At 42.1% G+C, this 18,772-nt stretch carries 16 protein-coding genes, 1 tRNA gene and 1 pseudogene; 8 read left to right on the plus strand and 10 right to left on the minus strand.

Annotation, left to right across the window (positions count from 1 at the left end):
• Nucleotides 1-467 precede the first annotated feature (467 nt).
• The 7 genes from V7L12_RS23120 (at nucleotide 468) to V7L12_RS23155 (ending at nucleotide 7,239) form a co-directional block, all read left to right on the plus strand.
• Complete coding sequence (locus V7L12_RS23120; protein ID WP_012410874.1) at nucleotides 468-740, plus strand: hypothetical protein; 273 nt, start codon at nucleotides 468-470, stop codon at nucleotides 738-740.
• A gap of 13 nt (nucleotides 741-753) precedes the next feature.
• Complete coding sequence (locus V7L12_RS23125; protein ID WP_292857778.1) at nucleotides 754-1,431, plus strand: ABC transporter ATP-binding protein; 678 nt, start codon at nucleotides 754-756, stop codon at nucleotides 1,429-1,431.
• Between the two features lie 259 nt (nucleotides 1,432-1,690).
• Complete coding sequence (locus tag V7L12_RS23130) at nucleotides 1,691-2,239, plus strand: NYN domain-containing protein (protein ID WP_335087883.1); 549 nt, start codon at nucleotides 1,691-1,693, stop codon at nucleotides 2,237-2,239.
• A gap of 147 nt (nucleotides 2,240-2,386) precedes the next feature.
• A tRNA-Asn gene (locus V7L12_RS23135) sits at nucleotides 2,387-2,458 on the plus strand.
• 663 nt (nucleotides 2,459-3,121) lie between these two features.
• The gene (locus V7L12_RS23145; protein ID WP_335087885.1) at nucleotides 3,122-4,195 is read left to right on the plus strand and encodes an AAA family ATPase; all 1,074 of its coding nucleotides are present in this window, start codon (nucleotides 3,122-3,124) and stop codon (nucleotides 4,193-4,195) included.
• A 2-nt stretch (nucleotides 4,196-4,197) separates the two neighbouring features.
• Nucleotides 4,198-6,762 carry an ATP-binding protein gene (locus tag V7L12_RS23150; protein ID WP_335087887.1) on the plus strand — a complete coding sequence of 855 codons (2,565 nt, stop codon included), beginning with the start codon at nucleotides 4,198-4,200 and terminating at the stop codon, nucleotides 6,760-6,762.
• A gap of 141 nt (nucleotides 6,763-6,903) precedes the next feature.
• Complete coding sequence (locus V7L12_RS23155; RefSeq protein WP_335087889.1) at nucleotides 6,904-7,239, plus strand: hypothetical protein; 336 nt, start codon at nucleotides 6,904-6,906, stop codon at nucleotides 7,237-7,239.
• On the opposite strand, the gene V7L12_RS23160 is transcribed toward V7L12_RS23155, so the two are convergent.
• A complete protein-coding gene (locus V7L12_RS23160; protein WP_335088004.1) occupies nucleotides 7,236-8,075 on the minus strand; it encodes a M56 family metallopeptidase in 840 nt (279 codons plus the stop codon). The genes V7L12_RS23155 and V7L12_RS23160 overlap by 4 nt on opposite strands.
• Nucleotides 8,075-8,494, minus strand: coding sequence for a BlaI/MecI/CopY family transcriptional regulator (locus V7L12_RS23165; protein WP_292721488.1), 420 nt, complete (start codon nucleotides 8,492-8,494; stop codon nucleotides 8,075-8,077). The genes V7L12_RS23160 and V7L12_RS23165 overlap by 1 nt, the downstream gene beginning before the upstream one ends.
• Before the next feature lie 464 nt (nucleotides 8,495-8,958).
• Here V7L12_RS23165 and V7L12_RS23170 point away from each other — a divergent pair, with 464 nt between their 5' ends.
• The gene (locus V7L12_RS23170) at nucleotides 8,959-9,699 is read left to right on the plus strand and encodes a 2-phosphosulfolactate phosphatase family protein (protein WP_335087891.1); all 741 of its coding nucleotides are present in this window, start codon (nucleotides 8,959-8,961) and stop codon (nucleotides 9,697-9,699) included.
• Between the two features lie 87 nt (nucleotides 9,700-9,786).
• Here V7L12_RS23170 and rfbD read toward each other — a convergent pair whose 3' ends face one another.
• The 8 genes and pseudogenes from rfbD to V7L12_RS23205 form a co-directional block, all read right to left on the minus strand.
• Nucleotides 9,787-10,677: a dTDP-4-dehydrorhamnose reductase gene (gene rfbD, locus V7L12_RS23175; protein ID WP_335087893.1), complete on the minus strand. Its 891-nt coding sequence runs from the start codon at nucleotides 10,675-10,677 to the stop codon at nucleotides 9,787-9,789.
• 209 nt (nucleotides 10,678-10,886) lie between these two features.
• The gene (gene rfbC / locus V7L12_RS23180; protein ID WP_335087895.1) at nucleotides 10,887-11,432 is read right to left on the minus strand and encodes a dTDP-4-dehydrorhamnose 3,5-epimerase; all 546 of its coding nucleotides are present in this window, start codon (nucleotides 11,430-11,432) and stop codon (nucleotides 10,887-10,889) included.
• Nucleotides 11,433-11,546: 114 nt separating this feature from the next.
• Nucleotides 11,547-12,623: a glucose-1-phosphate thymidylyltransferase gene (locus tag V7L12_RS23185; RefSeq protein ID WP_335087897.1), complete on the minus strand. Its 1,077-nt coding sequence runs from the start codon at nucleotides 12,621-12,623 to the stop codon at nucleotides 11,547-11,549.
• A 91-nt stretch (nucleotides 12,624-12,714) separates the two neighbouring features.
• A complete protein-coding gene (locus V7L12_RS23190; protein WP_335087899.1) occupies nucleotides 12,715-13,809 on the minus strand; it encodes a glycosyltransferase family 4 protein in 1,095 nt (364 codons plus the stop codon).
• Nucleotides 13,809-14,990, minus strand: coding sequence for a glycosyltransferase family 4 protein (locus V7L12_RS23195; protein WP_335087901.1), 1,182 nt, complete (start codon nucleotides 14,988-14,990; stop codon nucleotides 13,809-13,811). The genes V7L12_RS23190 and V7L12_RS23195 overlap by 1 nt, the downstream gene beginning before the upstream one ends.
• 8 nt (nucleotides 14,991-14,998) lie before the next feature.
• Complete coding sequence (locus tag V7L12_RS23200) at nucleotides 14,999-15,973, minus strand: GDP-mannose 4,6-dehydratase (RefSeq protein ID WP_335087902.1); 975 nt, start codon at nucleotides 15,971-15,973, stop codon at nucleotides 14,999-15,001.
• Nucleotides 15,970-16,158, minus strand: a pseudogene (locus V7L12_RS33320) (GtrA family protein); the annotation flags it as partial. The pseudogene V7L12_RS33320 and the gene V7L12_RS23200, both read right to left, overlap by 4 nt.
• Before the next feature lie 138 nt (nucleotides 16,159-16,296).
• Nucleotides 16,297-18,705 carry a glycosyltransferase family 4 protein gene (locus tag V7L12_RS23205; protein ID WP_335087904.1) on the minus strand — a complete coding sequence of 803 codons (2,409 nt, stop codon included), beginning with the start codon at nucleotides 18,703-18,705 and terminating at the stop codon, nucleotides 16,297-16,299.
• Between the last annotated feature and the right edge of the window lie 67 nt (nucleotides 18,706-18,772).

Here is an 18,772-nt window from a genome sequence, read left to right on the forward strand (position 1 = left end):
ACGAATACGAAGCGATCGCGCTTGAGCCAGTCGTCGAGAACGTCAAACCACCCTCTACTGGGGGCGCGTCCAACTGCGATGGTCATTAGAGCAAATCTCCAAATGTTTATAAGTACAGGTTGTATCTCTATTATAGACGACCATAAAAAAGCCTTCTATAAGCAGAAAGTTAACCGGGTTGTTAACCTAGTTTACAATTTTTTACACACCTTTAATCATATTAGGTGTAAATTGCTAATTTTTCTAGGGGTTTTCTCATAAAAATTAATTTTTGATTCAGATGAGGTGATAAATGAGGAGCAGAGGAGCAGTGGAAGAAATAACTAATGCCCAATGACGGCAGTTGCTCCACTTGGGAAACCCCAAGACCGCACTGCCTCCCTCATTCCCCATGCCCAATCCTCATTTCCCTACAATCACTCAGCTGACGCTAAAATGAGTCCACAGTTAAATTTGATTATTGCTAAATGTTTACCATCGATTTAAGCATCAGAAACACTGCTTTCCCGATCTCAGTACAACGTAAGTCAGCAGAGGATGCTGAGGCTGTCTATCAGCTAATTTTGGCAGCAATCCGTTCTGGGAACCCTGACATTGTAGAACTCAAGTGCGAGGGCAAGACAGAGAAAAAAATTGCTGTCCGCGCTAGTGAAATTTCTGGGGTGCAGATTGTTCAGAAAGATGGTACAACCCCTGGTGGCGGCAGACCACCTGGCTTTTTCGCTGTAGCTGCTGAGTAACCAAGGTTGACAAATGGCTCAAGTGGGCATTGAGGTCAAGGATTTAAATTTCAGTTGGCCTAATGGAGAAAAAGTTATCAAATCTTGCTCTTTAGAAGTACCCAAGGGTGAGTTTTGGATGCTCTTGGGTACAAATGGCAGCGGAAAATCTACTTTACTGAGACTGCTGGCAGGGTTATTAGCTCCTGAATCTGGCGAAATTCGGCTTTTGCACCCTGTTGGCTTTGTCTTCCAAAATCCGGATCATCAACTGGTGATGCCAACGGTTGGTGCTGATGTGGCTTTTGGATTGGTAGAAGAAAAGTTGCCACCTGCTGCTACTAGAGCCAGGGTTGAGGAGGCGTTAGGGGCGGTAAATTTGCTTACCCTGCAAAGACGCCCTATCTATGCACTCTCTGGGGGACAAAAACAACGAGTCGCGATCGCAGGTGCGATCGCCCGTCGCTGTGAAGTTCTATTATTAGATGAACCCACTGCCTTATTAGATCCAGATAGCCAGTTGGATTTAGTTGCTGGTGTGCGTCGCCTTGTGAAAAGTCGAGGTATTACAGCCCTTTGGGTGACACATCGATTAGATGAGTTAAATTACTGTGACGGCGCTTTCTTGCTAGAAAAAGGCTCTCTGGTTGATAGTGGTGAAGCCCAACGTCTCAAACAACGTCTGATGGAGGTACACAGCGAAGCCTCTTAATTGAGTGCTGAGTGCTGAATAAATAAGTAAATAAGTAAAATTCATTGCATTCAGCACTCCTGAAGACTACTAAAAAAGAACTGTAACGCGCCTTTTAAACAAAGGCGCGTTTGAAGTTGGTACGTCTAATCTGAGGTTTGAGTTTTGTGAGGCTACGGTATTTTTTATTTTGTGTAACATAATGTTACATACAATGCATCAACTATTATAAAACTTATGAATGAATTTTGTTAACTCTAGAAAATTGTGATTAAAAACCATGCCCCGTTCCTTACTCCAAGCCGTTTTATTAGTGGACGGCTACAATATCATAGGCGCTTGGCCTTGCCTTAAAAAAACGCGTGATAGCGTTGGATTAGAGGCAGCACGGGGTGAACTTGTGGAAGCGATGACTAGTTATAGTGCGTTTCAAGGTTACACAACTCAGATAGTTTTTGATGCTCAATATCAGAACACCTCTAGTAATAAAGAAATTATTACTGAGCTTTTATCTGTTTATTACACTGATTTTGGGCAAACAGCAGATACTTATATTGAAAAATCCTGCGCTTGTTTTCGCCAGCAAATAGCTCAATCTTTGATTTCTCGTGTGATTGTTGCTACATCAGATCGGGCACAGCAGTTGATGATACAAGGCTATGGGGCTGAATGGTTGTCAGCACAACAACTCTGTGGGGAAGTGGAAGCCACTGTCTGCCGGATGCGACAAAAGTATCATACGCGCAAACAATCTAAGAGTAGGTTTTTAGCTAATGCCATTGATGCAAAGGCGCGGCAGCGTTTGGCTGAATTACGAATGGGATTGTAGTAGATATTTAGTATTTAATAGTCTCTGCTTAATTTCCTGAATAGATTTTGGCTGTAAAAATTATCTAAATTAAATATCTAAAAAAAATATTGGCGAAACTACTTGCCAAATCCTATTTTTAGCCCTAAGATTATAAATCGTGAGTGATCCTCAGTAGCTCAGTGGTAGAGCGATCGACTGTTAATCGATTGGTCGCTGGTTCGAATCCAGCCTGGGGAGTTTAGCAATTTTGGATTTTAAATTTTGGATTCTAGATTATCCATCAGAGATTTATGGTCGCTTGACTCGGCTGTGAGGTTTCTGAATCATGGGTCTTTTGGTGCTTGTCCTCAAAAAGTGCTGGAGTTTTAACAACGTTTGCGTAGACGCAAAGCGGCTTGTCGTTAGATATCGCAGCTCGAACAGGAACCCTTATGCTTTTTTGGTAGAGGGTGGAAACCCCTGTTGGATAATGCTAGAAGCAAGCTAGCAGTGTTTGTGGGTGCTGATGTCCAGGATTTAGTATTTTTATGATATTCAAGTACAGTGATGCCGTGACAGGAAAAACCTCGGCTGTTGGTAAGGATTTCGGCGCAAATTTACAATACTTAATAAATATTTTTCTCAGATACCACGTTTAAGGCAAGAGACGCGATGAATCGCCGTCTTTACAAATTGGTCTTTCGTAGAGACGGCGATTTATCGCGTCTTTGTGATATTTATCGCATCTTTAGGAATCTAGAATTTTCATCAAAAAACCTTAACTGAACTGTATTGAATGTGGCTTGTCATAATATGGCAAAAGCACATACCCAAGAAGCAGATCGCAAGGACATTATCGGGCTAGTGGTATTCTTTTAGGTGATTGCACTTAAATTGCTGAAACTAGGATAAACGCTTTACATGACTTCTGGAGCGCCGCCTGTCAATCCTTTTGTGGCTGCGGGGATGATTGAAGATCCCAGGCTGTTTGTCGGTCGTAAAGATGAATTACACGCGATCGCATCTCGGATGAAGGGCGATCAGCCTACAAGTATAAATATAGTTGGTGAGAAGCACATTGGTAAATCTTCGTTGCTGCATTATTTTGTTCTGACTTGGCAGCAGCGAGTATTAAACAACAGCAGTAGTTATGTGGTAATTTACCTAGCGTTACGGGGTGTAGATTGCCAAACTGAAACGGGTTTCTATGAGGCTGTAGCTGAAGGTTTACTGAGTCACGTTCCGGGATGGCAACTACAACTGCGAAATCCTTGGAAGACTAAACCGCTTAATCGTCAAGCATTTTCAGATGCGGTTAAGCAATGGAAACAGCAAGGAAAGCTACCTGTCCTCTGTTTGGATGATTTTGAAAGCCTTTTGAAATATCCCGATAAATTCGATAATGGATTTTATGACAATTTGCGATCGCTGATGGATAGCAACGCCTTGATGCTAGTGGTGGCTTCCCGTAAACAATTGGATGTTTATGCTAACGAGCATCGGTTTGTCTCTAGTTTTTTCAATATTGGTCATACGATTTCTTTGAAAGAACTAACTACAGATGAGGCTATTGAACTGTCGCGCTTACCAACTCGCTCTACAAATGGTGCAGCTTTGAGTGTAGATGAACAGAGTCATGCCCAGCAATGGGGCGATCGTCATCCTTACAAGTTGCAATTGGCTGGTTACTATTTGTGGGAAGCACGTCAACAAGGCAAGGCAATCAAGTGGGCAAAACAGCAGTTTAAACAACAGCTTACTAAAGGTACATCTAAAACAAAAGGAGAGCGGTGGCAATTATTACTAGGTTGGTTATGGGATATACCTTTGCGTCTCGGTCGTTTAGCCACATTCATTGGCACGAGTTGGGATGATGTTCAAAACAGAATCATCGGAATAGTGATTCTGGTTGTGATTGGTTTGGGTCTGGTGCGTGTGCTGACCCTACCTCAAGTACAGGAGTGGTTGGGAAAAATTTTTAACTTTGTGAAATAGTGATGAGTAACACGCCTTCAACATCAGGCTTTTGGAATTATGTGGCTGAATGCGTGCGCCTTTTGTATTGGAGTTATTTCAAACCTTTTACCTTTGAACGCTGGCTGCGAAATATTCATCCAGAACTGAAGCGGACAGATAACCCTTTTGCTAAACGAGTTGAGTTTCGCACTAACCCCCGCCTGCATTGCTATGCTGGGCAAGTTTGGTGGCTAACTGCTGTAGTCCCAATGTTTGCTGTGTTACTGGTGGCACCAGTTTACATTCTGATTAGTGGTGAATCATTTAACTGGTTTAAAAGCTGTGTTTTTTTGGTGGGCTGGTTTATAGGAAGGTTTGTAGACCGTGGTGGTAATAAAAATAGGCTAGTTCTTTTCCTTATTGCTGTCCTTAGTATATTTTTGGCATCTCAATTTTTCTCAGAGGTCGCGTTAGTCGTGGTGTTTGGCGTCGCGTTAGGCGCGGCGTTCGGCATGGCATTCGGTGCGACGTTCGGTGTGGCGTTAGGCGCAGCCATAGGTGTGGTGTTCGGCGTAGGAGTAGGTGTGGCGGTAGGTGTGGCGGTAGGTGTGGCGGTAGGTGTGGCATTCCGGGTGATCTTAGGCGTGGCGGTAGGTATGGCGTTCGGTGTAGGGGTAGGTGTGGCGTTAGGTGTGGCGGTAGGCGCGACTTTCAGCATGGCGTTAGGCGTGGGCGTGGGGTTAGGCGTGGGGTTAGGCGTGGCGGTAGGCGTAGTAGTAGGCGTAGTAGTAGAAATGGCGGAAGGCGTGGCGGAAGGCGTGGGGTTAGGCGTAGGGTTAGGCGTGACGGGAGGCATGGCGGTAGGCATGGCGGTAGGCGTGGTGGGAAGTCTGGCAGGAGGCGTAGCGGGAGGCATGGCGTTGATTTTGGGTGTGTTGCGTGTTTACTTCTGGTTGCCAGAATTACTGTGGATACTCACATTGTTCTTATTGTCTCCCAATGAAAAACGGGTAAATTGTTTGCGATATTTGCCCCCTCGCTTTGATGAATTGATTATTTTGCCTCTGCCTTTCATGGATGTGATGATTGTAGAAGCTTATCGAAAGAACCCAAATGCTGCCTGTGAAACTATTAATTATCTAATTACATCCACTAATCAGCAAAAAGTTGCAGCACAGGCAATTTCTGGTATTGCTGTAGATATTCTCAATATTTGTCAGAAGTTGAGCGATATTGTGGAGATTGCCAACCAACTAGCGTGGATTCCCTCACCACCACCAAAAGAACTTGGCGTTGTACTGCCCCAATTTTTGGAAATCAGCCAGGATGTACGGGCATCAGAGGAAGCAACTTCACCTTATCGTAAATATGAGTTATTGAACATTCCCATCAATGCATTACGCCAACTGGGGCAAAGTCTAGCTTTTGATGCTCGCGTTGCTGTCTCTTTTGGCAACACTACACAAAGCTGGCTGACTATATTAGAAACGGCGCAGCGCACTTTAAATGAACAAGCACAGCAATCAAAAGAAATTCGACAAGTTTATATTGCTGGTAACTCACTAGACTACGAAACAGCGAAAGATCGTTTCAAAGGGCGAAAGGACATATTTGAGGAAATAGAATCTTTGACACTTTCTGAGCAACCGCCAGTGTTGTTACTCTATGGAGGGCGGAGGACAGGAAAAACTTCAGCGCTGAAATATCTACCTTACAGAGTACAAGCAAATATTGTACCTTTGCTAGTAGATTTACAAGGAGCAGCAGCAGCTACAACGTTAAAAGGATTGGCTGAAAATTTATCTCAACAAATTATCGAAGCTGCACGGCGATTACCCCGCAAAATATACTTGCCTAATCCAGATGCCAAGAAACTAGCTGAAGATCCATTTCCAGCGCTGCAAACTTGGCTAGCAGAAATAGAACGCAGCAACTCTGGTAAGCAATTTCTCCTCTGTTTGGATGAATATGAACGCCTGGGTGAGGTAGTGAAAGCAACAAGCAGCCGTGCGCCACTAAATTTTATCCGTAACTTGCTGCAATATCAACGCAAGTGGATTTTACTTTTTAGTGGTTCACAGGAGTTATCTGAACTTGATGATTACTGGAGTGACTATCTAATTAACACCCGCGCTTTGCGAATGACTTACTTGCACGAGTTAGAAGCCCGCGATTTGATTCTACAGCCAGTAGAAAACTTCCGTGATATCTATGAACCAACTGCTGTAGATGCAATTATCCAAGTTACTCGCTGTCAACCTTTTCTCGTTCAGTTGGTGTGTTATGAGGTGGTGGAGTTGCTAAACCGCGATATCAGAAGAAACAGGCGAGAAGCACATACAGCAAAAGCTACTGCACAGGATGTTAAAGAAGTTATACCTGTTGTGCTGGAGCGAGGCAATCAGTATTTTCGGGAATTATGGACCAGTTTAGCAGATAGCGATCGCTCTCTCCTGCGCCGGATAATCCACGGCGAAACTCCCACACAGCAAGACAAAGGCGTTGTCCGCAAACTAACGCGAAAAGAAATCTTGACTCAAGAAGGCAATGCCTTTCAAGTGCCTTTGGTGCAAAAATATATAGAACAGTTGCTAGAAGAAGAGTAATATAACAACCCTATAGTGGTTCTCGCTTGGGTGCAGTACAGTTTTTACCTCTCTCCAAACCTCTCTCCTAAAAAGAGAGAGGCTTTGAATCTTACTCCCCAACGCTAGAAGGGAAGGGGCTGGGGGTTAGGTCTGTATTCCATGCAATTGGGAACCGCTATATTCAAAATTTTCATCGCTACAGGGACAACGGATATCGCTACAGGGACGACGGATGTTGCTACAGGGATGACGGATGTCACTACAGGGATGACGGATGTCACTACAGGGATGACGGATGTCACTACAGGGATGACGGATATCGCTACAGGGATGACGGATGTCACTACAGGGATGACGGATATCGCTACAGGGACAACGGATGTCACTACAGAGACGACGGATGTTGCTACAGGGACAACGGATGTCACTACAAGGATGACGGATGTCGCTATAGTCGCAGTTTCGTGCTATCGCAACTGGCTAAATCCAACTTAACTATGAAATATCACAGACAGTAGAGGCAGGAACGCCAACAAAAAGCCATGCCAGGATTGCAATTGAGCTTCTGGGGTTGTTTCTGGTGGTGCTAATAAAGCTTCTACTCTTTGTTCTAAGCGATCCGCACCAGAGGAACCTAATGCAGCACAGCAAATTTCCGATAAGACGGGACTGCTACTAACTACTAATAAAAGTGATTCTGCTAACACCAGAGGGTCTACCTGCAATGCTGCATAACCGTCAGCACGGAGTTCGCGCAAAGCTAACAATTCTTCCCACAAAGGCTCTGTATTCGGCAACCATGCTGTGCAAGAACGCACCCAACCCAGCCAAAAAAACCAGAACGTATCCCTATAATAGTGATGCCCTTGCTCATGGGCCAAGACGCTTTCTAAATGAGCGGGTGAGAGAGTTTGCACTAATCCTTGGCTAACCACTAGTTCTGGTTGCCAAAAACCGATTTGACCTGCAAATAGCGCCCCCGTTTGCAACAGTCTGGCTCGTCTATCGCCAATATTCACTAAGGGGCAGTTACGCGCAGATTCTACAGACTGCCAACCTTGAAAAGCAAGTTTAATGCATGAAATGGCAAAAAATGCCAAATAAATTAATGCTAGTAAATAGCTAATTGAGCCTGTATACATTCCGCCCATTTGTCCTTGAGGCCCCATGAACAGCACAGCGATCGCAGTCATGAAAATTAGCAAAGGCGGAAAGAGAAACAAAAATAGCGATCGCTGCCACCGTAGACTCCAATTAGCTTGGCGTTGATTCCAGGAGGATCTTAACCACCAGGCAACTGCCAAAGCATTCAAAATCATTATTAGATGCATCATTGTTCCTCCCTGGCTTGGCGTGCAGATTGAATGCGTTTAGCGATCGCTGCTATTTGCTCGCTAGCGGCTTCATCCAGACTATCAGCAAAAGCAGCAACAACATCGGGATTCCCCACCGCCAAAAATCGCTGTAACTGCTCGTGAGCTTTGATGACTTCTGATTGCTGCTTACTCAGCATTGGCCGCCAATAGAATGCCCGCTCTTTCTTGTCACAAGCCAGCCAACCTTTATCAGTGAGACGACGTAAGACGGTGGTGACAGAAGTATACGCTAATTCGCGGTTGGGATCGGCGAGGATGCGATCGTGTACATCCTTGACTGTGGCTGAACCAAGTTCCCAAATGATATTTAAAATTTCCGCTTCCAACGGCCCTAAAGATAGTTGTTTCGGGCGGTAGTCGGGTAAAGGTGCCATAGCAATTTCAATGGGGAGTGGGGAGTGGGGAGTGGAAGAGACGCGATTAATCACGTCTCTACTGGGGAGTAGGGAATGAATCAATATTTGTCCCTTTGGGCTGTAACCTTGAAACTGTAACTTTTTCCCCATTTAGAAGGTTTGTTCTTGTTTTAGATTACAAGATAGTGCACCAAGTCTGAAAGTCTAAAATCATAAAAATGGGCTTTTTGAATATTGATTAGGGATTGAAAATTGGGCATCGGGCATTGGGCATTGGGCATTGGGCATTGGGCATTGGGCATTGGGTATTGATTATTCTCCTCTGCTCCCCTGCTCCCCACTCCCATCTATGTATTGAATAAGATACATTTTGTATTTTGATGGTAAAAAATTTTCCTGGAGCAATTGTAACTATAGTTAGTGACACCAACTAGGTAGAATGTTATTTGCGACAGTATTATTAAACTAAGTGTATCCAGCGCGTGAAGCTATTCGTATACCACACTCCTGAATTGACTCCAACGGGTAAAGCGCCAGAATGTGCGATCGCAGTCGATGTCTTGCGAGCCACTAGCACAATTGCGACAGTTTTGGCATCTGGAGGCGAAGCTGTACAAGTATTCAGCGATTTAGATCAGTTAATTGAAGTTAGCGAAAAATGGCCTGCTGAAAAACGTCTGCGGGCTGGAGAACGCGGTGGCGCGAAAGTAGCTGGTTTTGAGTTGGGTAACTCTCCCCTCGACTGCACACCAGAATTAGTCCAAGGGCGGCGTTTGTTTATCAGCACCACAAATGGTACTCGTGCTTTACAACGGGTACAAGACTCCCCAAATGTATTAGCAGCAGCCTTGATTAACCGGGCGGCGGTGGTGCAATTTCTCCAAGAGTTGCAACCAGAGACAGTGTGGATTGTCGGTTCTGGTTGGGAAGGCAGTTTTTCTTTAGAGGATACAGTTTGTGCCGGTGCGATCGCTCATAGTATTTTGCAACAAACCCAGTTGTCACCTGAAGAACTCGCTGGGAATGATGAAGTAATTAGTGCGATCGCTCTTTACTCTCAATGGCAAGATAACTTATTAGGATTACTTCATCAAGCTAGTCATGGCCAACGATTGTTACGCCTTGACTGTTTAGATGATTTAAAATATTGTTCTCAAACTGATATTTTAGATGTTTTGCCCATACAACATGAAACGGGAGTATTAAAAAGTCAAAAGAAATAGGGAATGGGTGACAGGGGAGCAGGGGAGAAGTTGCAGTAAGTTTTTCCCTCTGCCCCTCTGCTCCTTTGCACCTCTGCCTCTTGTGCCCTATTCCCCATACCCAATTTTAAAATCTGTGAGCATTTGTCGGAGTCTTTGTCGCCAATGGAGGGGATAAGTCCCTAAAATGGCAGAAATTTTTCCACAAGCAAGGACGGAATAAGCAGGGCGACGGGCTGGTGTCGGATATTCGGCAGTTGTAATGGGGATAATACGTTCAACTTTCAAAGGGAAGCCTAATTGTTGTGCTTCTTCAAAAATAGCAACGGCAAAGTCATACCAGCTAGCAACGCCGCTATTAGTGTAGTGATAAATGCCGCTAATTTCTGGGGTTAACTGGGGAATTATCTGGGCTATAACTGCCGCTATATCTTGTGCCCAAGTCGGGCTACCAATTTGATCGGCGACAACACGGAGTTCTTGGCGTTCTGCACCTAGTCGCAGCATGGTTTTGACAAAGTTACTTTTGCCAAAAGTTCCATAAACCCAAGCAGTGCGGAGAATGAGATGATGGGCGCAAGTTTCCTGAATTGCTTCTTCTCCAGCGAGTTTGGTTTTACCATAAACACTCAAGGGATTAGTTGTGTAGGTTTCTTGGTAAGGGCTACAGCCATTGCCATCAAAAACGTAATCAGTTGAAATAAGAATTAGAAAAGCTCCTAATTTTTGGCTTTCTTGGGCAAGAATTAGGGGTGCAGTAGCATTAATAGCGGTAGCAAGTTCGGGTTCACTTTCGGCTTTATCTACAGCAGTATAAGCGGCGGCATTAATGATGATTTGCGGCTGCTTGGATCTGATAACTTTGCGGAGGGTATCAGGTTGAGCAAGGTCTACTGTTGGGCGTGCTACTGAGATAATATCGCCATAAGATGAGAGTATTTGTTGTAGTTCCTTACCCACTTGACCGTTGCTACCAATCAGCAAAATTGATTTACTCATTTGTCACTTGTACTGAGCGAAGCCGAAGTATTTGTCATTTGTCCAAGAGAAGCCACGCCCACTCTTTAACGTGGTTTGAATTAGTGCGATGAAAGACAAAGTTTTTCCGCCCACCATAAAAGTAAGCTTAGGGTATCACAAGAGACGGGGTATGTACAAATGACCAATGACCAATGACCAATGACCAATGACCAATGACCAATGACTACTTAATCAAATACTTCAGCAGTTCTGAAAGATTTACCAGCTTGGTCTTTAGCTGATAAAATCGGTGGCGCACTCAGGGGCCAATCTATCGCTAAATCTGGATCGTTCCAAAGAATTGTGCGATCGCTTCGGGGCGCGTAGTAATCTGTAGTTTTGTAGAGAACTTCGGCTATTTCTGAAACTGCAAGAAAGCCGTGAGCAAAGCCTGGTGGTATCCACAGTAGGCGTTTGTTTTTAGCACTGAGTTCATAACCTACCCACTTACCGAAGGTAGGCGAACTTTTTCTAATGTCTACGGCTACGTCGAAAATAGTGCCAACAAGAGCACGAATGAGTTTACCTTGGGGTTGTTGGATTTGATAGTGCAATCCACGTAGGACGTTTTGTTTAGAGCAAGAGTGGTTATCTTGGACGAAGTTTGTAACAATCCCTATCTCTTGAGCAAATCTTTGGTGGTTGTAAGCTTCAAAAAAGAAACCGCGATCGTCTCCAAATACTTGGGGTTCGAGTTGGATAACTTCGGGAATTTTGGTATGTACAATGCTCATTAATATTACAAGTAATGTGCCACAGTCTTAATTCTGAGAGTAATTTAATACTTGTATTTTACAGATATTAGAATTAAGATTTTGACTGTGGTTTTTTTGTTTTGAATAATTAAATCACGTTAGTTCAATTTGACAGTCATCGCCAATCATAAATCGCAAGGCTTTAGGGCGACGAGGTGCAAGACTCAATTGTGCCCTTTGTCCAATCACGCTATCAATAATGCGCTGATGGATTCCGGCAATTTTAGCACCTTCTAAAATAACGCTGTGTTCTAAATCAGTATCAATAAGTGTGACATTGTTAGCGATACTACTATAAGGGCCGATAAAGCAGTTTTCTAAATGACAATTGCTACCAATGACTACTGGCCCCCGAATTGTGCAGTTAATTACTTTAGATTTTACCCCGATTTGGACTCGTCCAATAATCTGACTTTGGGCATCAATTTCGCCCACAACTGATGCTGTCAGATAGGTATCGAGAATCAATCTATTAGCTTCTAGTAAATCATCTTTTTTACCAGTATCTAACCACCAGCCTTGGAGATTGTGGGCTATGACCTGCTTTTGCTGATTAATGAGGTATTGAATAGCATCAGTGATTTCCAACTCGCCTCTGGTGGAAGATTGGATATTGGCGATCGCATCATAAATGAGGTGAGAAAAGAAATAAACCCCTACTAATGCCAGATTTGAAGGAGGAACTTTGGGTTTTTCAATTAACTGTAATACCCGTCCTGTTTCATCCACCTGAGCCACACCAAAGGCACTAGGGTTAGTAACTGAACGTAAGAGAATCAAAGCATCTGGCTGTTGTTGGCTAAATTGTTCCAGAAAGTAACGTAACTCACCTAGTTGAATCAGGTTATCGCCCAAGTACATGACAAAGGGAGAATCTCCTAAAAAGGGACGAGCGACTTGGACGGCGTGAGCAAGTCCAAGTGGCTGCTCTTGTATGATGTAGGTGATGTTTGCTCCAAAGTTTTCTCCATTTCCGGTTTTCCCTTGGACTTCTGCCCCGGTTTCTGGACTGATGATGATGCCAATATCAGTAATACCAGCCGCGACCATTTCTTCAATGCCGTACCATAAAACAGGTTTGTTAGCAACTGGGACAAGTTGTTTTGCCCCGCTGTAGGTAAGGGGACGTAAGCGTGTGCCTTTACCGCCAGAAAGAATTAGTGCTTTCATAAGGATTTAGGATTAATTACAAGTCATTAGTCAAGATAATCTGAAAACTTGACACAATCCCAAATCATTGCATTTCAATTCTGGCGTTAGTTTATAGGTAACGAGATAACACTTCGGCGCTTGCTTTTCCTGTTTTTTCCCAACTGAATTTTTGAGAGTGAGTGATACCTTGGCTAGAAAGGCGCGATCGCAATTCCGAACTAGTTGCGATCGCCTGCATCGCCTCTGTAATTTCTCCGGTGTTATAGGGATTGATCAGAATCGCCGCATCGCCAGCCACTTCAGGTAAGGAGGAGAGATTGGAGGTAATGACGGGAGTACCACAAGCCATTGCTTCGAGGACAGGTAAACCAAAACCTTCCCAGAGACTGGGGAAAACCAGAGCGATCGCTTGATTGATGATTTTTGGCAATTCGCTGTAAGGAACATAGTCAAGGAACTTCACCTGATTAGTTACACCCAATTCTGCAACTTGCACTTTTAAAGTAGGGGTGTAACGCGAATCAATTGGCCCTACTAACCATAGTTCATAGTCTTTGCAGTTAGGTAACGCCGCAAAAGCACTGATGAGTCGCTGGATGTTTTTGTAAGGATCTTGGCGTCCAATGTAGAGAAAGTAGTTGCTGGTAGGTAGATTGAGAGGAAGGAAGTGAGTGCGATCGTGCGCTAAAGGAATTGGAGTAATTTTACTGGCGGGAATTTGGTAAAAATCGGTGATATCTTTAGCCGTAGTCTGGGAGATGCAAATAATGTGTTGTGCTTGCTTAAGAACTTGGGGAGTGTAGTAGTGGTGGTAGGCTGTGAGTGGTGAGAAGCGTTTGGCAAAACGCAATGGTATCATGTCAAAAGATGTGACAACAAAACGACAGTCAGTATAAAGGGGTGCTTCCGGTAGCGGGGAGAATAAAAGACTAGATTTGAGATTTTTATATATTTGTGGTAATTGAAATTGTGTCCAAATCAGGCGCTTAAAATGACCTTTTGTGCCGTGGTCTGGTGTTAAGTTTGACGGAATTGGATAGTAGTCAAAATCAGGATATTTTTGCGCTAATAATAGCGTGGGTTGCAAAGATTTTAAATAAGGAAAAAGGTTTTGAGCATAGTTGCCTATACCCGTTGGTTTAGACAATAGAATAGATAAGTTAATAATTAATTGTTTGGCAGAGGTATTATCTACTATTTTCATTAAATAATGGTTCTGTAAGCGTTTAATGTTTCTTTTGCCGTTCTTTCCCAAGAAAATAATTTTGCTCTGGCTTTCCCTTTATTAATTAACTCTTGGCGTAACTGGGAATCACTGATTACTTTCAGGATAGCTTCGGCTAGTTGAACAGGATCACTGGGGTCAATTAATATAGCAGCATCTCCTGAAACTTCTGGTATTGACGAAGTATTAGAAGTAACAACTGGAGCGCCTAGCGTCATTGCTTCCAATACGGGTAAACCAAACCCTTCGTAGTGAGATGGATAAACAAAGACATCAGCTTTTGAATAAAATAATGCTACTAATTCATCAGATAAGTAGTCAAGATGATGAATTTGGCTTTTCCAAGGTGAACTCTCAATGTCAGCAAATATTGGATCGTAATTCCAACCTTTTTTACCAATTAATATTAATTGATGTTCAATTTTGTATTTTTTCTTTAATAAATTAAAAGCATAGATAATAGCATTAATATTTTTCCTTGGTTCTATTGTACTAACAAAAAGTATATACGGGTTTGAAAAATCGTAATTAACCTGCTTTTCTAAAGCCGCAATATTTTTTTTATCAGATAAATAATTAGGACTGTAGCGACTAGCTAAAGGAGTAACATAGACTTTTTTGGGATCTACTTGTAAATACTCAATAATGTCTTTTCTAGAACTTTCTGAAATTGTCAAAACTAGGTCTGTCCATTGTAAACATCGTTTAACTCTTTCTGCATATCTTTTTACAACTGAATCTATATAATTTGGATATTTAATAAAAGTTAAATCATATATATTCATTACCTTTAGACTATTATTACAAGGATAAACAGAGTAATTTGTTCCATGTAATATATTTGGGTAATCAAAACATTGTTCAAAATATGTTTGGAAATAATATAGAAGTAAATTTGAAACTGGAGTTGATGTTAATAATAAATCCGAGACTCTGACAGGCATAGGCAGTAAATAAATATGAGAATATTCATTTAAACAAGTAGGTATAGTTACTTTGCCTAGAAGCCAATTTTTGAAGCCTGGTTGATAGGCAATACCCAGTTGAAACTCTTCTTGAAACTGTAAAGCATTAAGTGAGCGAATTAGATTAGCAACATAAAAGCCAACTCCACTAGGTTTTGGAAATACTGGGGTGGCATCAACTACAATTTTTAGCATCAGAATATTTAAGCTCCGTTTTTGCTCATTTTTTTCAGGTCATAATCAACCATAACCTCAACCAATTGCTCAAATGAGTACTGAGGCTGCCAACCTAACTCCGTCTTAATTTTATTAATGGAACCAACTAACTGGACTGATTCATCAGGACGATAAAAAGCAGGATCAACCAAGACATAATCTTGCCAGTTTAAACCAACGCAGTTAAAAGCACACTCAACGAGTTCTTTGACAGAGTGAGTTTCACCACTGGCGATGATATAGTCATCAGGATGTTCTTGCTGCAACATCAGCCACATAGCGTAAACAGCATCCTTGGCATAGCACCAGTCACGACAGGCATCTAGGTTGCCTAATTTTAGTTCATTTGCCAAACCCAGTTTAATTTGAGCAGCTGCGTGCGTGATTTTGCGAAATACAAATTCTGTTCCACGTCGAGGTGATTCATGAGTATAAGTAATACCACAGCAGTTGTAAAGGTTGTATTTCTGCCGATAGTTGACAGTCATCCAGTGAGCGTATGCTTTGGCAACACCGTAAGGGTTGCGCGGACGAAAAGCAGTACGTTCGGTTTGGGGTGATTCGTCAGGCTGACCGAAGACTTCACTACTGGATGCTTGATAAAATCTTGCATCTGGTTTGCAACGACGAATGGATTCTAAGAGGCGAGAGACGCCGAGGGCCGTATATTCAGCAGTGAGAGCAGGTTGTGTCCAAGACAGAGGAACGTAGCTTTGAGAGGCGAGATTATAAATTTCATCAGGTTGAGCTTCAGTAATCACATCCATTAATGATGACTGATCTAAAAGATCACCAGGAAGGATTTGGATATCGCCAGAAAGGTGATTGATGCGCTCAAGATTACTGGAACTTGAGCGGCGGACTAAGCCAAAGACTTGATAGCCTTTGGTTAGTAGTAGTTCAGCAAGATAAGAGCCGTCTTGTCCAGTTAGTCCAGTAATGAGGGCTTTTCTAGATGTCATGATTTGAACGCCCAACGAGAATTAAGCATAAAATTACTGATTGGAATAATAATTGATACTATTTGACCAACCATATACCATAAATGCAAAAAAGTGACTGTTATGAGCATAATAGCTGTATTTAAACCGAAGCCAATTAAACAAACTGTAATATAGCGAACTAAGGACTTGAGATGTTTAGTTTTGGCTTGAAAAGTCTAGTGGTAATTAAGGTAGTAAGAAATTATAATTATTAATTACTAAATATCAACTTCTTTGTAAGGGATACCAGCATTACATATTATCCAGCGTATTACAGGTTTATGAGGTGTAGTAGCAGCAATTTAGTCTTTAAAATTAAACGATTTACCGGTAATTTCGTGAATAAAATTATTAGCGATCGCCTGCCAATCAAACTTTTCTTCGACATATCGTCTAGCAGACTCAACACGCATCTGCTTAGTTGCTAAATCTTCACATTTTATGTGAGCGATCGCCTCAGAGAATTTTTCTAGCTCCACAACTACACAGTGTTTACCATCCTCAATTCCTAGCCCTCTTGCACCAATTGGTGTAGAAATGACAGGAATTCCAGATGCAAAGTACTCTAACATTTTTAAATTAGTTCCTGAGCCAAAAGTGACTGGGTTAAGTGCTACATCTACTAATTCAAAAGCAGTATCTTTCGTTTCTTCATCTACTGCTCCCATAAAGCCAACATTTGCAGGTCGTTGTTCATCCCGAAACGCCAAACCCACACTACCAATCACCAGGAAATTAACATTGGGAAGTTCCTGAGCCATTTTAAAAATGTGCCGCACCGCCTCTAAATTAGGACTGTGCCAACTGCCTAAAAATATTGCAGTAAAACTTCCAGCTAAACCTAACTTTTGTTTATTTAAATAACGTTTTTCCATCTCGACATAATTAACTTTTTCTAAATCTACGCCGTTAGGAACTTCAATAATTTTGCTTAAATCTACACCATACATTTGATGGAGGGCTTTACCATCATCGATAGAGCAAACCATGATTAGTTGACTTAGAAAACAACATTCATTTTCAACCTTGCGAGTTATCTCTAGTAACTCATGCCCCATCGTATTATTTGGCAGGATACCTTTTTTTAGTTCCACTTCTACATCTTGAGCTTCATACCAAATTGGTTTGTTAGTTAATGCTTGAATTGCAGGCAAAAGGTAAGGATGGCAAGCAACCACAAAGTCTGAAGATTCTACAGATGCTTTTAAAGCTTCCATATATGCAGGAGTTAAATGGTACAGTTGTGGCATAATTACATCTGTAACTGGTACTCCAACCTTTTGTTCAATTAGCCATTCTTGCTCTTGATGTTTCTGTGACTTGGGAATTCGCGTTTCATATAAGTTAGGAGCAATTTCACCTCTAAATACATCTTGATCGGCATTTGTAAATGTTACTAGCTCAACATCAAATTGACTAGCTAGATGCCCATACAGATGAAATACTCTGCTTTGTCCACCTCCTCTGGGAGGAAAAACAGGAAAGGTCAAAGCCACTGTAATTTTTTTGCGTTTTTTGACAACTGGATTAGATAAAGATGTAGATATAAATGACTTAGTTTCACCCAACAATTGAGCAACTGTATTTTGCCAGTTAATTTCTGCAACTAGCTTTCGACCTGTCAGACCCATCTGCTGTGCTTCATCTCGATGTTCGCACAGATAATCAATCCGTTCAGCCAGTGCTTGTGGGTCAGGTAGGACTGAATATCCTGTCTCACCATTGATGACAAACTCATTAGGTCCACCAGCATCTGTTGTAGTCAGCACTGGTTTACCGCTCATCATCGCTTCTATGGTCACTAGCCCATAATCTTCATCGTACGGAACGTAAGGAACAGCTAAGGAATCGGCATAAATATTTGTTATTTCTTGGTCATTGACAAACCCCAGAAAAACAATCCTTTCGTCTTCTCCTGCCAATTTTTTCAGATAGTCAGCATCAGGGCCTGTTCCAGCGATCTTCAATTGAATATTTGTTTTCACATACTTCATTGCTTGGATTAACAAGCTGATACGTTTAGCACTGTCTAAACGACCAACTGTGAATAGATAGTCACTACTACCTTTACGAAAAGATTGGATATTTGAGGGTGGATATATAACTTCTACAGCACTTCCTAAAGGAAAATAAGTTTCCCGTTTGACTACATTCCTAGAAATTGCAGCATACTTCTTAATTGCATCAGTTGCTAAACCTATCCCATCAAGAAAATGAACAAGCTCTCGTATTAAAGGCCCAGGAAACTGAAACGCATCTCCTGGGCAATTTGAGCTAAAGCGCAGCCGTTCTAATCTTTCAAAAAATTCTTTTAAGGCATTCCTATTTCCCTGATTGCTTCTTAGAAACTGTTGTAAAGTAGTAATTTCTCGATTTTTTGAACTATAACTTTCTGAGTATCTAGTAAAATGATATGTATCATATAAGCCGCGTAAACGATGCAGCATATAACAGATATGATTGGGATGCTGTACCATCCATCCCGGATACTTACCAGATATTACTAAATCAAAGTGAGTCAAATCTAAGTTGGAAAAACTTCTGTAGCTATCTATGAGTTCCCAGAAATTCATTTCTGGACTTGGCAATTTAATTAAATCTGCCTGATGAGGAGTATCTTGGTTTATAGATTTTAACAGTCCCCACCAAAGATTTTCAGCCCCACCAATGCAAAATGGAACAGGGCTAGGAGCAATAATGGCTATTTGCATGATTTTTACAGATTAGCTTTTTATTTCTTTTGCATCCAAAAACTACAGCCGGGCTTTTCAACATCTG

The sequence above is a fragment of the Nostoc sp. genome (assembly GCF_036918245.1).
In the GTDB taxonomy this organism is placed as follows: domain Bacteria; phylum Cyanobacteriota; class Cyanobacteriia; order Cyanobacteriales; family Nostocaceae; genus Nostoc.